Consider the following 15,405-nt stretch of genomic DNA (forward strand, 5'->3'; position numbering starts at 1 on the left):
CGGTCGAGGCGGTGTTTCGCCTGACCCGCCACGCCGCGATCTAGGAGGCCGTCTCCATGGCGGTGGCGAGGCCGGTGAACAGGCCCTGGATGCTGATCGGCTTGGCCAGATGCAGATCGGCGCCGGCGTCCAGGCAGGCCTTGACCTGATGCGGCATGGCGTTGGCGGTCAGGGAGATGATCGGCGTGCGTTTGACGTTGCGCGCGCGTTCCCGGGCGCGGATCTGGGTGATGGCGGCCAGGCCGTCCAGAACCGGCATCTGGGTGTCCATCAGCACCACGTCATAGGCCTCGCGATCGAAGGCCTCGATGGCGGCCCGGCCATCGACGGCGACCGTGACGTCGGCCGCGTCGGCCAGCATCATGACGATCACCTTCTGGTTGGTGGGGTGGTCCTCGGCCAGCAGAACCCGCAGGCGGCGGTCCTGCGTCCATTCGGTCGAGGCAGCCGCCATGGGCGAGATGTCCCTGGCGTGACCCGCTGAGACCACGGCCTGGAAGGTGAAGCTGGCGCCGATGCCGGGCTGGGCGGCGCAGGCGATGTCGCCGCCCATCAACCGCGCCAGGCGCCGGGCGATCGGCAGGCCCAACCCCGTGCCGCCGACCTTGCGGGTCACCGAGCCGTCAGCCTGCTGGAAGCGCTCGAACAGGCGGTCGCCGGTCGCGGCGTCGAAGCCCTCGCCGGTGTCCTCGACGCAGACCGTCAGGTCGATCTGCCCCCCGGCCCGGACCTGGGTGTGCGCCAGGACCTTCACCGCGCCCGCGCTGGTGAACTTGACGGCGTTGCTGGTCAGGTTGGCGATCACCTGGCGAACCCGCAGGGCGTCGCCCACGACGTGATCGCGGAAACCGTCGGCAAAGGTCAGCTGGAAGTTCAGGCCCTTGTCCTCCGCCACGGCCCTGAACACGGCGACTGCAGCGGTGATCGCCTCGCGCAGGTTCAGCGGTTCCTCCGAGAGCTCAAGGCCGCCCGCCTCGATCTTTGACAGGTCCAGTATATCGCTGAGCAGGATGTTCAGCGTGCGCCCGGAGTTGAGGATGACCTCCATCATTCCGCGCTGGGCCTCGTCCAGGGCGGTGCGGCTGAGCACCTCGGCCATGCCGACCACGCCGTTCAGGGGCGTACGGATCTCGTGGCTCATATTGGCCAGGAACTCGCTCTTGGCGATGCTGCCGGCCTCGGCCTTCTGCAGCGCCTCGGCCAGGGCCGCAGCGCCGGCCTTGCGTTCGGTGATGTCCTCGCAGATCACCAGCAGGTGGTGGCGGCCATCCGCCCCTGGAATGGCGATCTTGCGGGTCTGCAGCCAGCGGCGGCCATTGTGCGGCGTGTCGAGCGGCTCTTCGTCGATGGTGACCAGCTTGCCGCTCGCGATGACCTGCCGGTCGATGGCGGCGAAATAGTCGGCCTGTTCCTTGGGGAAGAAGTCCTGGTCGCTCTTGCCCAGAAGGTCGGCGCGCGGCACGCCAAGCTGCTGTTCGGCGGCCCGGTTGGCCAGCAGGAACTGGCCCGTTTCCCCGTCCTTGACGAACAGCATGGCGGGCGTGTTCTCGATCACGGTGTCGAGGAAGCCCTGGGCGGCCAGGGCCTCGGCCTCCCGCTGGCGCAGGTCGGTGATGTTGATGCAAGTGGTGGCCAGACCGCCGGCGGGCGTGCGCCGGTTTTCGAACCGCAGATGCTCGCCGGACTCTTCGAGGATATTGTCGGCGTGATCCAGTTTGCGGCGCTCAAGCTGTTCGACCAGCCAGGCCTCGCTGTCGGCGGCCGCCTCGGGGTAGCGACCGGCAGCCAGGCCCGCGCGCAGCAGGTCCTCGAAGCGCGCCCCCGCCGTCAGGGTGACGCCCCACCTGGCCCAGAGGCGGGCATAGCGCGCGTTCCAAAACACGCAGCGGTCTTCGGCGTCGAAGACCACGAAGCCTTCCGGCATGACATCGAGCGCGGCCTGTAAGCTGGCCTCCACGGTGGAGGTCTGGTCCAGGTTACTGGCGATCATGAAGCCTCACATTGCGCGCACGATGTTTACGTTGAGCGTCAAGGGTTTAGAGCGGCTGAACGCAGTTCGCCAACCCTGGGGCTGCGGCAATTTGTCCCGTGTGGCGAGGGTGCTATCCCTCGGCCCGGGTCAGCTTCCAGCGGATCTTCGCCCCGACTTCCGGCCGCACCTGGCTCTTGAGCACGATCTGGCCGGCCTTGCGCGCCTGGCCGTGGTCGAAGTGGGCCGAGGCGGCGATCTCCACGTCGACCGCGTCGTTCCTCAGCCACCAGCCGACATTGGATGGGCCGCGAATCAGCACGCTCTTGCCGTCGCGGGCGATCGAGGCGCGGGCGTCGGGGTGCAGGTGGAAGCGGGCGGTGAAGGGCAGGTAGCGGCGCGGGCCCAGGGCGTCGCCGGGCGTCAGGGGAATCAGGCTGTCCTCGCCGCGCAGCTCGTCGGCGGCGATATCCAGGAACAGGCGGCGGGCGTGCGACAGGCCAAGGCGCCTCCAGCCGTCATGCTGGATATCCAGCCAGACGCCGTTGTCGGCGTCGTGGCGCTTGACCTCGACGGTCGTGGCGCCGTCGACCAGCCACGGGCCCAGGGCGTGGGCGCGGAAGCCCGACAGCGGCCGGCCGGCCGAGCCGTCACCCACCGACAGGGTCGAGGCGGCGTCGGACAGGCGAAAGGCGTGGGCGCCGCCGGCTTCGGGGCTCCAGCCGCAGGAGGTGATCAGCCGGTCCTTGCCGCAGACGATCTCGACGGCGGCGGGCTGGGCGCAGGCGGCGCGGCTCAGGGGTCCGATGGCCGGGATCCCGGCGTCGGCCATCACCTGGATGCTGGCGCCCTGCATGCGCTCATAGCCGCTGTGGACGGCCGAGTGCGGCGGGCGCGGGCCGGCGTCGTCATGGGCCAGGGCGGCGGCGATGCGGGCGCCGGCCACGGCCTCGCCGCCGTGGAAGGCCGCCAGCTGGCCGTCGGCCAGGGTGAAGAACCGCGCCGCCGAGGCCAGGCGATCGATGGCGCGCGTGACCGCTTCGGGCGAGGGGCGCCCGCGCTGGCCCAGGGCGTCGTCCAGGGTCAGCAGGTCGAACAGCAGTTCCAGCCCCGCCTCTGGCGAGCGGCTTGCGTGGCCGCCGTCGCCCAGAACGATGCGGTCGATCTCGTGGGCGATGATCTTCAGGCCCTGGTCGATCAGGCGGTCGCCGGGCTTGTCGGACAGTACGCAGCCGGCGATCGTGGCGGTCACGGCCCGCTCCAGCGCCCGTTCGGGAGCGTCGGAGGCCTTGAACAGCTGGCGGGCCTGGCGGGCCAGGTCCATCGACAGGTCGGCGATCTCGGCGTCGGAGCCTTCGGCGGCCATGGCGCGGGCGGCGCAGGCCAGGTGGAACACCCGCCGCTCCAGGCACTCGCCGCTCCAGGAAAAGGCGTTCCAGCGCCCAAACACGCGGCGCCAGTCATCCAGCAGGCCCAGGGCGCGGCGCGCCCCGCCCGCGCTGATCAGGTCGGGCAGCCAGTCAAAACGGTGCAGGGCCAAGGCGAAGCGGCGCGTCGGGCTGGGGGTGTCGAAGGGATCGCCCACTTCGCCCAGCCGCAGGGCGCCGCCCGACAGGGTCATGACCCCGGCCAGGATCTTGCGGCCATGTTCGGGATCGACCGTGCGGGGATCGTGGGGATGGGCCGCCAGGCCGCGCGGCCGGGGCAGGGAGATCAGCAGCCGGTGCGGCGGCGAGCCGAACCACTCGCGCTCGACATGGCTCTTGATATTGGCGCCGATCGCCCGCGTCAGCACACCGCCGCGCGGAAGCGCCGGGAGTTTGGCTAAGCCGCGAGCGAAGCGTTCGGCCACCATCAGGGCGATCAGCCGCCTTTCAGCGCGCGGATATTGTCGGCATAGGCGCCGGGACCGCCCTTGAACACCGCCGAGCCGGCCACCAGGGCCGTGGCGCCGGCGGCGACACACTGCGGGGCGGTGGCCGGGGTGACGCCCCCGTCGACCTCGATGATGATGTCGAGGCCGGCCTTGTCGACCATTCGGCGCAGGGCTTCCACCTTGCGCAGTTGGCCGGGAATGAAGCTCTGGCCGCCAAAGCCCGGATTGACCGACATCACCAGCAGCAGGTCGACGTCTTCGAGGATCCACTCGACATGGTCGATCGAGGTCGAGGGGTTGAACACCACCCCGGCCTTGGCCCCCAGTTCGCGGATGCGTTTCAGCGAGCGGTGCAGGTGCGGGCCGGCCTCGGGGTGGATGCTGATGATATCCGCCCCGGCGGCGCGGAACGCCTCCAGATATGGATCGGCCGGGCTGATCATCAGGTGGACGTCGAAGGGGATGCTGGCGTGCGGCCGGATCGCTTTGACGATGTCGGGACCCAGGGTGATGTTGGGCACGAAATGGCCGTCCATCACGTCGACATGTACCCAGTCGGCGCCGGCCGCCTCGATGGCGGCGACCTCCGCGCCCAGCTTGGCGAAATCGGAGGCGAGGATGGACGGGGCGATGAGCGGTGCGGCGGTCATATCCTTGGCTTAACCGGGGTCGCGGCGTGGGACAAGCAAGCGCGTTGTCGCGCCGCCGCTCTTAGCCCTGCCGAACGAATCGCGCCGCGAAAAAGCCGTCCTGGCCGCCGTCCAGCTGATGCGGCAACAGGCGCAGCGTGCCCCGCGCGGTCAGGCTGGCGGTCGGCGCGCCGGCTTCGCCCGAAGCGATGGGGTCCAGGCGCATGTCGGGCCGACGAGCGAGGAAGGCCTCGACCTGGGCCTCGCCCTCCTCGGGTTCCAGCGAGCAGACGCAATAGACCAGGCGACCGCCGGGCTTGGTCTTGTCGGCGGCGGCGTCCAGCAGGCGGGCCTGGACGGCGGCCAGGCTGGCCACGTCGCCGGGACGGGCGGCCCACAGCACGTCGGGATGGCGGCGGAAGGTGCCGGTGGCCGAGCACGGCGCGTCCAGCAGCACGGCGTCGAAGGTGCGGCTGTCGTCCCACGCCCCGGCGTCGGCGACCACGACCTCGGCGGTCAGGGCCATGCGCCGGAAATTGTCGGTCAGGCGCTCCAGCCGGGCGGCCGAGCGGTCGACGGCGGTGACGATCGCGCCGGCGGCGGCCAGTTGCAGGCTCTTGCCGCCGGGGGCGGCGCACAGGTCGACAGCGGTCTCGCCGGCCTTGACGTTCAAAAGGCGGGCGGGGATGGCGGCGGCGGCGTCCTGCACCCACCATCCGCCTTCCTCGAAGCCCGGCCAGGCGGCGACATCGCCTTTTCGCGCCAGGCGCAAGGTTCCGCCGGGCAGCACCTCGCCCTCGAGGCGTTCAGCCCACGATTCGGCCAGGGCGGGATCCTTCAGCGACAGGTCGGTGGCCGGCTCGTTGGCAATTTCCGAAGCGACCAGACGCGCGGTCTCGGGACCCCAGGCGCTGCTCCAGCGCGAGATCAGCCAAGGCGGCGCCAGGTGTTCAGGATCATCGGACGGCGGACCATCGCGCAGCAGTCCGCGCAGCACGGCGTTGACCAAGCCCTTGAACGGCCGGCTGGTCTTGTTGATTCCGGCCATTTCAACAGTGGTGGCGACGGCGGCGAAGGCCGGCACCTCCAGATAGAAGGCCTGCACCACGCCCAGGCGCAGCAGGTTGCGCACGCGCGGCGGCGGCTCCCTCTGCAGCTTGGCCGACAGGGCGCGGTCGATGGGCCCCAGGCGGCGCAGGGCGGCCATGGCCAGGGCGCGGGCGAAGGCGCGCTCACGCGGCTCCAGGAAGCGGAAGCCGTGGGCGGACGCGGCTTCGTCGATGCCGCCGCGACGCGACAGGGCCGCGTCGATGAGGGTAAGCGCGGCTTCCCGGGCGGGGAGGCCGTCATTGAGTTCTTGGTTCACCGACCCGCCGTGCCTTGTGGCGCGGCGGAGCGCAAGGGCCTTGGATGATTTGGCGCAGGCTTCATGCTATGAAACCGCCATGTCCGAGATCGAAAACACCCTGATTCCAGAGGCCCTGGGGGCCGCGCCCGACAAGGAACTGGCCCCCGCCGCCTTGCGCGCCCTGGAAGAAGCCGCCGCCCGCCGCGCCGCCGCGCAAGCGGTGGTCCTGGCCGACGAGCAGGGCGGCCGCGACGGCCCCGAGCCGACGCGCTTCGGCGACTGGGAGCGCAAGGGAGTGGCGGTGGATTTCTGAGGGCCGGGCGAAGGCGACGGACAAGCCACGACCAGAAAAAGCACCGTCATTCCCGCCCTTGTGGCGGGAACCCCTCGTGCCGCCGCAAGTGCGGGAGGGGCGAAGTGCGCGCGCACTTCGCTAGCGCTTCACGTGTCAGCTGAAACAGAGGTTCCCGCCACAAGGGCGGGAATGACGGTTGATGGTGGGGATGTGCTCCATCCCGTGCTGCCCCAGCCGAAATTCGCGGCGTCTTTGGTCGCCAAGGCTTCAAGCGCCGCCGGGATCGGCTAACGTCGGCGCTTTCCGCCCAGGAGGCCGCCATCTTGTCGCGTCTGTTCGCCCGAGTTTCGATGGGCCTCGCCGCCGTCCTGCTGCTTATCGCCCAGCCGGCGATGGCCGGTCCCAAGGCCGCCAAGCCGCAAGTCACCCTCACTGCCGGCGCGGTCGCCTCGCCGGATCGCTACGGCGCGCTGGCGGCCGAAGAGGTCCTGAAAGTCGGCGGCAACGCGGTTGATGCGGCGGTAGCCACGGCCTTTGCCCTGGCGGTGACCTATCCCGAGGCCGGCAACCTGGGCGGCGGCGGGTTCATGACCCTGCTGGTCGACGGCAAGCCCTATTTCCTCGACTACCGCGAGACGGCCCCGGCCGCCGCGAAGGCCGACATGTTCCTGGGCGCGGACGGCGAGCCGGTGGCCGAGCTCAGCCAATATGGCAATCTGTCGGCGGGCACCCCCGGCACGGTGCGCGGCATGGCCATGGCCCACAAGCGGTTCGGCAGGCTGCCCTGGGCCAAGGTTCTGGCGCCGTCGATCCGCTATGCCCGTGACGGCTTCCTGGTCACGCCGCAGCTGATCGGCATCCTGGACGGCAGCCGCGCGCCGTTCGTGGCCACCAATTTCGAGGCGCACTTCGGCGGCCTGAAGGCCGGCGAGCTTTTCCGCCAGCCGGCCCTGGCCGACACCTTGGAGCGCATCGCCAAGGGCGGCGACAAGGGCTTCTACGAGGGCCAGACCGCCGACCTGATCGTCGCCCAGATGGCGCGCGGCCCGGTCAAAGGTCTGATCACCAAGGCTGACCTGGCCCGCTACAAGGCCGTATGGCGCCAGCCCCTGCAGGCCGACTGGCGCGGCTATGGCGTGATCACCGCCCCGCCGCCCAGCTCGGGCGGCATCGCCCTGATGCAGCTGCTGCTGATGAAGCAGGACGCGGCCAAGCTGTTTGCGGACGCGCCGCTGAACAGCCCGCAATACATCCATCTGGTCTCGGAGATCGAAAAGCGGGTCTTCGCCGACCGGGCCGAATATCTGGGCGATCCGGACTTCGTGACGGTCCCGGTCGCGGCCCTGATCGCCCCGGCCTATGTGGCCCGCCGCGCCGCGCAGATCGATCCGGACAGGCCTTCGCCGACCAGGGCGGTGGTTCCGGGGCTGGAGAAGCCGCAGACGACCCACTTCTCGATCGTCGACCGCTGGGGCAACGCCGTTTCCAACACCTATACGCTGAACGGCTGGTTCGGCTCGGGCGTGGTGGTCGAGGGGGCGGGCTTCCTGCTCAATGACGAGATGGACGATTTTTCGGCCAAGCCCGGCGCGCCCAACATGTTCGGGGTGGTGGGCGGCTCGGCCAACGCCATCGCCCCGGGCAAGCGGCCGCTGTCGTCGATGACCCCGACCATCCTGACGAAAGACGGCAGGGTGGCCATGGTGATCGGCACGCCGGGCGGCTCGCGGATCTTCACCTCGGTGTTCCAGGTGCTGGCCGATGTCTATGATCACGGCCTGTCGCTGGCCGACGCCCAGAAGGCCCAGCGGTTCCACCACCAGCTGCTGCCCGACAACACGATCTTCTTCGAGCCTTACGCCCCGCCGCCGGATGCGCTCAAGGCGGCGCTGACGGCGCGGGGCTATGTGATCGAGATGCAGGACTACAACGGCGACATCGAGGCGATTCAGGTGGTGGACGGGACGCCGGTTCCGGTCGCCGATCCCCGGGCGCGCGGCGTGGCGCTGGTGGTGAAGTAGGCTCCCTTCCCCCTTGATGGGGGAAGGGCTGGGGATGGGGGTGACTGCTGAGCTGGCTGCAGAGCGCCGCGCTCGAGATCATCCGCCGCATCACCCCCACCCCTGCCCCTCCCCCATCAAGGTGTTCAGACCGGGGACATCCGTGACAGGTGTTCGGAGACATCCGTGACAGGTTGAGGATGATCACATCGGCGTTTTGAGGTCGATGGTGGAGATGGTCTTGGACCTGAAGACCAGGTCATAGCGGCCGTCGATGTTGGTGGGACGAAGGGCCAAGGTCTTGCCTGTGAAGGCCTTGGGGACCCGGATGAGGCGGGCCTCGAAGCTGATGCGGCCGTCCTGAACCTTGCGCGTCAGGTCGTCGGGGCCATAGGCGAAGGGCGCGATGTCGTCGCGATAGGGCCTGGGGCTTGGAGCATAGCGTTCGATGGGCGTGATCAGGCCCAGGGCCTCGTGAGGGCGCTGGGTGTTGTAGACCGTGCGCCAGTCGCGCAGGTGGCGGGCGGCCTCCTCCAGGTTGGCGAACGGCGGCCCTGACAGGGCCTCGGCCTTGAGGGTGCGATGGAAGCGCTCGTCCTTGCCCTGGGTCTGGGGGTGGTAGGGTCGCGAGTGGCCCAGAGCGATGTCCTGCTCCAGCAGCCACACGCCCAGAGCGGTCCAGGACCGGCCCACGCCGTCCCCCCTCATGCCCGCGCCCCAGGGCGGGCCGTTGTCGGCGGTGATGCGACGGGGCAGGCCATAACGCTGGAAGGCGTTGATCAGGCTGGATTTTACGGTCTGGCGCTCCTGGTTGGCGCAGGCCTCTAGCACCAGGCAGAAGCGCGAATGGTCGTCCAGCACGGTCAGCGGGTGAAGCCGCCCGCCCTCCGCGCCAAGCGGCACGTAGCCCTTGAAGTCCATCTGCCACAGGTCGTTTGGCGCGGGGTGCTCGAAGCGGATGAACGGCTCGTGGCCGCCGCCGAATGCGCCCAGAGCCACGCCATGGCGGCGCAGGATCTGGGTCACCGTCGAGGGCGATGGCGCCTCCAGACCCTGGCGTCGCAGCACGGCGGCGATCTTGCGCCCGCCCCAGGCCGGGTGCTGGGCCCGCACCGCCAGCGCCGCCGCCTCGATCGGAGCCGGCGTCGTCCGAGGCGAACCGCGTGGGCGTCGCGACCGCTCCGTCAAACCCGCCTCGCCCTGCGCCGCATAGCGCGACAGCAGCCGGTAACCCAGGCTGGCGCTTATCCCAAACCGCCGGCAAAGCTCCCGGCGATTGGCGCCTTCAGCCTGCGCCAGACGCACGAACTCCCGTTTGAAATCCATCGCAGAGACTCCCGTGAATGGCATCTCCGACCTCCCTTCGAGATCGGAAAATGTGTCACGGATGTCTCCGAACACCTGTCACGGATGTCCCCGGCCTGAACACAAGGGGGAGGGGTGGAGCTAAACCCCCGCCATCTCGGCGATCACCTTCAGCGCCGCTGCGCGCGGATCGGCCGCCGCCGTGATCGGGCGGCCGCAGACCAGGTGGCTGGCCCCGGCGCGCAGGGCGTCGGCTGGAGTGGCGGCCCGGGCCTGGTCGTTCTTGGCCGACCAGTCGGGACGCACGCCGGGGGTCACAACCAGGAAGTCGGGCCATCCGGCTTCATTGGCGATCTCGCGGGCCAGAGCCGCCTCGTGCGGGCTGGAGACCACGCCGTCGACGCCGCAGTCGATGGCCTGGCGGATGCGGCGTTCGACCAGGTCCCTAGCCCCAAACGCGTAACCCATCTCGCTGAGGTCGGCGTCGGTCAGGCTGGTCAGCACGGTGACCGCCAGGATCTTCAGGTCCGAATCGCCCCGCGCCAGCACCGCCGAGCGCATCACCTGCGGTTCGGCATGGACGGTCAGCAGGTCACAGCCGGCTTGCGCCAGGACCCGGGCCGAGCGCTCGACGGTGGCGCCGATATCGTGCAGTTTCCAGTCGAGGAAGACCTGCTTGCCGTCCTTCTTGAGCTCGGCGGCCAGGCCCATGCCGCCGGTCGCCAGCAGCTCCAGCCCGATCTTGTAGAAGCTGACTGCGTCGCCCAGCCGTTCGACCATGGCGCGGGCCTCGTCGACGGTGGGCAGGTCCAGCGGGATGATCAGGCGCGGGTCGGCGGTCATGGAGAGGCCCCTGGGGGTTGGCGCGCGTGCCCGACCGCCCTAGGAACGAGGGCGAAGCTTCTGGCGCATTGAAAGGTAAGGACGTCGAATGACCGAGGCCACACTTGCCGTCAACTTCTTCGTCGCCCTGTTCGCCCTGATCGATCCGATCGGCAATGTGCCGCTGTTCGCCGCCGCCACCCTGGGCGCGGCCGCGGCCGGCCGCCGGATGGTGGCCGTCTATATCGGCCTGTTCATGGTGGCCTTCCTGGTCTTCTTCTATTTCACCGGGGTGGGCCTGCTGGCCTTCTTCGGCATCTCCATGCCGGCCTTCCGGATCGCGGGGGGGATCATCCTGTTCATCCTGGGGCTGGACATGGTGCGCGACGACTTCACCACCATGTTCGCCGACGCGGCCGAGGGCATCGAGGGCCAGTCGACGCGGGTCTATGCTCGCAAGAGCTTCGAGCGCCTGGTCGTGCCGTTCGCCATGCCGCTGCTGATCGGGCCGGGCTCGATCTCGACGGTGATCATCTATGCGGCCGAGGCCAAGAAATTTGGCGCGGCGGGCATGGCCCTGGGGGTCGGGGTGATCGCAGCGGTCTCCGTGGTGACGGTCCTGACCTTCTGGGCCTCGCCCCTGATCAGCCGGATGCTGGGCCGGATCGGCATGAGCATCGTGGTGCGGGTGTTGGGCCTGATCCTCTGCGCCCTGGCGGTGCAGTTCGTGCTGATCGGGGTGGGCGACGCCACGCGCGGTCTGGTGCGGCAGGATGCCAAGGCGCCTTACGCGGAAGCGAAATAGGCAGGATCCGTTCGCCTCAAAAAGCGCCGTCATTCCCGCCCTTGTGGCGGGAAACCCTCGGTCCGCCGCAGGTGCGTGAGGGGCGAAGTGCGCGCGCACTTCGCTTGCGCCTCACGTGTCAGCTGAACCAGGGGTTCCCGCCACAAGGGCGGGAATGACGGTGAGTGTTTGGGAAAAGTGAGGCTCTGATCAATGCGGAGCCGCCCAGACCTTCCTGACGCGGCTTCTCTGCTTGGCCGCCAGCGCCCAGTCGGCGGACGGGAGTGACGAAGACGCTAGCTACAATCAGTCCTCGAAAGTCCAGAACCGCGGCCTCGCATAGGCCACTGCGGCCTCAACGATCTCGATAGGTATGTCTTCCTGAAATGCCGAAAACGTCGTGGTCTTGGCGCGATCTGAGCGGAAAATCTCGAAGGCGAAACCTCCGTCAGGATCTTGCACTTCCAAGTACAGACCGTCCCGATTTACGTCGCTGCCAATGACAAACTGCCAATGGCTGCCATCCGAAGCGACGTGAAGCATCAAACCTTCCTGAAGCGGTTGCCCTGGTTGGCCATCAACGCCAAAGCCCAGTCATCGGGCAGGATCTTGGCGATGGCCGCGATGGTCTTGTTGGGCGCGCCGGGCACGCAGACCGGGCGGTTGGCCTCGACGGCTTCGTAGCCTGAGGCGGCCACTTCGTCGGCGCCCAGCCACAGCCACTCGGGCAGGGACTGGCTGACCTGGGCGCGGGTGCCGTTGACGTCGTGGAATTCCGAATAGGTGAAGCCCGGGCACAGGGCGCTGACATGCACGCCGGTCGACAGGTTCTCCAGGTGCAGGCTCTGGGAGAACTTGACCAGGAAGCCCTTGGTCGCCGCATACAGGGTGTGGCTGGCCGCGCCCGGGACGAGCCCGGCCAGCGAGGCGACATTGACGATGCGGCCGAACCGTCGCTCGACCATGCCCGGCAGCACCTTGTGGGTCAGCGCGCAGACCGAGGTCAGCATCACCTGCAGGAACTTGCCCTGGTCGGCCCAGCTGGTGGTCGCGTAGGTTCCGGGCAGGCCATAGCCGGCATTGTTGACCAGCACATCGACGACGCGGCCCTGGGCCTCGACCCCGGCCAGCACGGCGTCGACTCCGGCCGGGTCGGCCAGGTCGGCCGGGATGGCATAGGCCTCGACGCCGAAGCGCAGGCGGATCTCGGCGGCCAGGGCTTCCAGGCGGTCTGCGCGGCGCGCGGTCACGGCCACGTCATAGCCATGGCTGGCCAGGATGCGGGCGAAGGCGGCCCCGATGCCGGCTGAGGCGCCGGTGATCAGAGCAAGGCGGCGGGCCATGGAGCGGTATCCGATGTGAAAGCGAAACGACGCTGGAGACCAGCACGGCAGCCGATTTGGTTCAAGAGAACCGAAGGGGCGGGACGTTCTAGTGCGCCGCCGCCAGCAGGTCCGCGACGGTGATCTGGGCCAGGCGGTCGTGGGCGGCGGTGTCTGCGGCGGTGATCGCGGCGCGGACGGCGTCGGGGATCTTTTCGCCGACCGGGCAGCCCTTGACGCCCGGAGGGGCGACGCCGAGGTGGGCGCAGCCATTGACGGCCCGCAGCACCAGGTCGAGCGTGATCTCTTCGGGCGGCCGCAGCAGCCACGCCCCGCCATTGGCCCCGGCCCGGGCCCCGATCAGACCGGCCTTGCCCAGCATGGCGGTCACCCGCCGCACGACGACGGGATTGGTCGGCACAGATGCGGCCAGCTCGACGCTCGCGACGGCACGGTCAGGCGAAAACGCCTGCTTGTGCGCCAGATAGGCGAGGGCGTGAGCCGCCACGGGAAACTTTTGGCTGTCGGACATCTCTGCGGAAACCTAAGGACGATATGCGCGCGTTCAATCAAAAACTCGCCGCCGACCGATTTGCCTGCTAGCGCCAACGCAGCGTCGCGATTGAACCCGGATCAGATTGGGTGTATCGCGCCGCGCTTGATCGATATGGGCCCGCCGCTCGCATTTTGCGAGAGGGGAAGTCCGGAGACATTGAATGGCTTCCGAAGCCTCCAGCGACCCGACCCCGGATTGCGCGCCCGTCCCTTCCGACATTCCGCACCAACACGGACCCGACGCGAAGGGCCATGGTTTCTTTGCGCTCGCCCTGGGCTCGGTCGGGATTGTGTTCGGCGATATCGGCACCAGTCCGCTGTACGCCTTCAAGGAAGCCCTGCACGCGGCCGCCCATGACGGCGTCACCCGGTCCGAGATCTATGGCGTGGTGTCGCTGGCCCTTTGGGCGCTGATCCTGGTCGTGACGATCAAATATGTCATCTTCATCATGAAGGCCGACAACAAGGGCGAGGGCGGGGTTCTGTCGCTGATGGCCCTGGCCCAGCACGCCATGGGCAAGCGCACCATGCTGGTGTTCGCCCTGGGCGTTGCCGGCGCGGCCCTGTTCTATGGCGACGCCCTGATCACCCCGGCCATGTCGGTGCTGTCGGCGGTCGAGGGCCTGAGAACCATTCCGGCGCTGGAAAACAGCGTCAACAACCAGGTGGTGCTGCTGATCGCCACGGTCATGCTGCTGGGCCTGTTCTTCATCCAGAGCCGCGGCACCGCCTCGGTGGGCAAGCTGTTTGGACCTGTCTGCGCCGTATGGTTTGGCGTGATGTTCCTGCTGGGCGCGGTCAATCTGGCCCAGAACCCCGGCGTGCTGATGGCTATCAGCCCGCACTACGCCGTCGGCTTTCTGGCCGAGCACGGCCTGACCGGCTTCATCGTTCTGGGCGCGGTGTTCCTGACCGTCACCGGCGTCGAGGCCCTGACCGCCGACATGGGCCATTTCGGCCGCTGGCCGATCCAGGCGGCCTGGCTGTTCTTCGTCCTGCCCTGCCTGACCATGAACTATCTGGGCCAGGGCGCCTTCGCCCTCACCACCCTGAACGCCGCGGAGGCCGCAGGGCAGCCGATGCCGGAGCTGAACTGGTTCTTCGAAATGGCCCCGGCCGTGTTCCGCCTGCCGCTGGTGCTGCTGGCCGGCGCGGCCACCGTCATCGCCAGCCAGGCCGTGATCACCGGCGCCTTCTCCTTGACCCAGCAGGCCATCCAGCTGGGCCTGCTGCCGCGTCTGGACGTGCGCCGCACATCGGAAACCCAGTCGGGCCAGATCTTCGTGCCGCAACTGAACACCATGCTGCTGTTTGGCGTGCTGGCGATCATGTTCACCTTCCAGACCTCGTCAGCCCTGGCCCACGCCTATGGCCTGGCCGTGACCGGCACGATGATCGTGACCACCTGCATGGCCTTCATCGTCATGCGCCGCCTGTGGAAGTGGAGCCTGCCGCAGGCCCTGTGCTTCCTGGTGCCCTTCCTGACCCTCGATGTCGTGTTCCTGACCGCCAACGCCCTGCGCTTCTTCTCGGGCGGCTGGCTGCCGGTGCTGATCGGCGCGGTGCTGTTCCTGATCATGGCCACCTGGGTGCGCGGCTCGCAGATCCTGACCGCCAAGACCCGCCGCGACAGCGTGCCCCTGGCCGACCTGATGGAGATCCTCCGGGCTCGGGCCCCGCACCGCGCCCCCGGCACGGCGATCTTCCTGACCTCCGACCCGGACATGACGCCCGTCGCCCTGATGCATAACCTGAAGCACAACAAGGTGCTGCACGAGCGCAATGTCATCCTGACCGTGCGCACCGGCGACACGCCGCGCATCGCCGACGACGACCGGGTCAAGATCGAGAAGGTCAATGACGACTTCAAGAAGGTCGTCATCACCTATGGCTTCATGGAAAGCCCCAACCTGCCCAAGGCCCTGGCCGTGTGCCGCAAGCAGGGGCTGAAGTTCGACATCATGGCCACCAGCTTCTTCCTGGGCCGCCGCTCGATCGTGCCGTCGGCCAACAGCGGCATGCCGCTGTGGCAGGACCGGCTGTACATCTTCCTGATGCGTAACGCCGCCAACCCGACCGACTTCTTCAAGATCCCGCCGGGCCGCGTGGTCGAGCTGGGCGCGCAGGTGACGGTCTGATGAGTACGGCGCTGCGCGTCATCGGTGATGGCCTGTCGATCGCCGCCCTGGCCATCATCGCCTCGACCGCCCTGCAGGCCTGGAAGCGCATCCCCAAGGATGTGACCATTCCCATGCACTGGGGCCGCGACGGCCAGCCCACCTGGCGGGCCCCCAGGGCCCTGGGACTGCTGTGGATTCCGGCGGCGGCCATGGCGATCATCTTCGCTTTCACCCTGTCGGGGGCGACCTTCCGCGCCCAGGGACTGGAAGCGGTAATGCTGCTTTGCGTGCGCGCCTCTCTGGCCGCGATTCTGGCCATGGCCCAGCTGGCGCACCTGCGCGCGGTTATCCGCACGCTGCAGGGCGAGGATCGGCTTTAG

The 15,405-nt window shown here is 68.8% G+C and carries 13 protein-coding genes and 1 pseudogene; 5 read left to right on the forward strand and 9 right to left on the reverse strand.

Annotation, left to right across the window (positions count from 1 at the left end; translation table 11 throughout):
- Nucleotides 1–40 precede the first annotated feature (40 nt).
- The 4 genes from ACN2C7_RS02300 to ACN2C7_RS02315 form a co-directional block, all read right to left on the reverse strand.
- Nucleotides 41–1,990, reverse strand: coding sequence for a PAS domain-containing protein (locus tag ACN2C7_RS02300; protein WP_419319594.1), 1,950 nt, complete (start codon nt 1,988–1,990; stop codon nt 41–43).
- A 112-nt stretch (nt 1,991–2,102) separates the two neighbouring features.
- A complete protein-coding gene (locus ACN2C7_RS02305) occupies nt 2,103–3,824 on the reverse strand; it encodes a heparinase II/III family protein (protein WP_419319595.1) in 1,722 nt (573 codons plus the stop codon).
- Between the two features lie 8 nt (nt 3,825–3,832).
- A complete protein-coding gene (rpe, locus tag ACN2C7_RS02310; RefSeq protein ID WP_419319597.1) occupies nt 3,833–4,495 on the reverse strand; it encodes a ribulose-phosphate 3-epimerase in 663 nt (220 codons plus the stop codon).
- 61 nt (nt 4,496–4,556) lie between these two features.
- On the reverse strand, nt 4,557–5,840 hold the full coding sequence (locus ACN2C7_RS02315; protein WP_419319599.1) for an RsmB/NOP family class I SAM-dependent RNA methyltransferase: 1,284 nt from the start codon (nt 5,838–5,840) through the stop codon (nt 4,557–4,559).
- A gap of 79 nt (nt 5,841–5,919) precedes the next feature.
- Between ACN2C7_RS02315 and ACN2C7_RS02320 the strand changes: the two genes are divergently transcribed.
- Entirely contained in the window at nt 5,920–6,135 is a 216-nt protein-coding gene (locus tag ACN2C7_RS02320) for a DUF1674 domain-containing protein (RefSeq protein ID WP_419319600.1), read from the forward strand.
- A 305-nt stretch (nt 6,136–6,440) separates the two neighbouring features.
- On the forward strand, nt 6,441–8,138 hold the full coding sequence (gene ggt / locus ACN2C7_RS02325) for a gamma-glutamyltransferase (RefSeq protein ID WP_419319601.1): 1,698 nt from the start codon (nt 6,441–6,443) through the stop codon (nt 8,136–8,138).
- A gap of 125 nt (nt 8,139–8,263) precedes the next feature.
- Here the strand turns inward: ggt and ACN2C7_RS02330 are convergent.
- Together ACN2C7_RS02330 and pyrF are read right to left on the reverse strand one after the other, a co-directional pair.
- A pseudogene (locus ACN2C7_RS02330) lies at nt 8,264–9,467 on the reverse strand (IS481 family transposase).
- Between the two features lie 96 nt (nt 9,468–9,563).
- Nucleotides 9,564–10,265 carry an orotidine-5'-phosphate decarboxylase gene (gene pyrF, locus ACN2C7_RS02335; RefSeq protein ID WP_419319602.1) on the reverse strand — a complete coding sequence of 234 codons (702 nt, stop codon included), beginning with the start codon at nt 10,263–10,265 and terminating at the stop codon, nt 9,564–9,566.
- An 88-nt stretch (nt 10,266–10,353) separates the two neighbouring features.
- On the opposite strand from pyrF, the gene ACN2C7_RS02340 reads away from it, so the two are divergent.
- On the forward strand, nt 10,354–11,049 hold the full coding sequence (locus ACN2C7_RS02340; protein WP_419319603.1) for a MarC family protein: 696 nt from the start codon (nt 10,354–10,356) through the stop codon (nt 11,047–11,049).
- A gap of 285 nt (nt 11,050–11,334) precedes the next feature.
- Here the strand turns inward: ACN2C7_RS02340 and ACN2C7_RS02345 are convergent, their stop codons facing one another.
- The 3 genes from ACN2C7_RS02345 to ACN2C7_RS02355 form a co-directional block, all read right to left on the reverse strand.
- Nucleotides 11,335–11,571 (reverse strand): hypothetical protein, encoded by a 237-nt coding sequence (locus ACN2C7_RS02345; RefSeq protein ID WP_419319604.1) that lies wholly within the window; start codon nt 11,569–11,571, stop codon nt 11,335–11,337.
- Complete coding sequence (locus tag ACN2C7_RS02350; protein ID WP_419319605.1) at nt 11,571–12,371, reverse strand: SDR family NAD(P)-dependent oxidoreductase; 801 nt, start codon at nt 12,369–12,371, stop codon at nt 11,571–11,573. The genes ACN2C7_RS02345 and ACN2C7_RS02350 overlap by 1 nt, the downstream gene beginning before the upstream one ends.
- An 88-nt stretch (nt 12,372–12,459) precedes the next feature.
- The gene (locus ACN2C7_RS02355; RefSeq protein ID WP_419319606.1) at nt 12,460–12,882 is read right to left on the reverse strand and encodes an Rrf2 family transcriptional regulator; all 423 of its coding nucleotides are present in this window, start codon (nt 12,880–12,882) and stop codon (nt 12,460–12,462) included.
- A gap of 184 nt (nt 12,883–13,066) precedes the next feature.
- On the opposite strand from ACN2C7_RS02355, the gene ACN2C7_RS02360 reads away from it, so the two are divergent.
- The gene (locus ACN2C7_RS02360; protein ID WP_419319607.1) at nt 13,067–15,043 is read left to right on the forward strand and encodes a potassium transporter Kup; all 1,977 of its coding nucleotides are present in this window, start codon (nt 13,067–13,069) and stop codon (nt 15,041–15,043) included.
- Nucleotides 15,043–15,405: a DUF1648 domain-containing protein gene (locus tag ACN2C7_RS02365; RefSeq protein ID WP_419319608.1), complete on the forward strand. Its 363-nt coding sequence runs from the start codon at nt 15,043–15,045 to the stop codon at nt 15,403–15,405. The genes ACN2C7_RS02360 and ACN2C7_RS02365 overlap by 1 nt, the downstream gene beginning before the upstream one ends.

It is taken from the genome of Caulobacter sp. ErkDOM-E, from assembly GCF_048541895.1.
Taxonomy (GTDB): Bacteria; Pseudomonadota; Alphaproteobacteria; order Caulobacterales; family Caulobacteraceae; genus Caulobacter.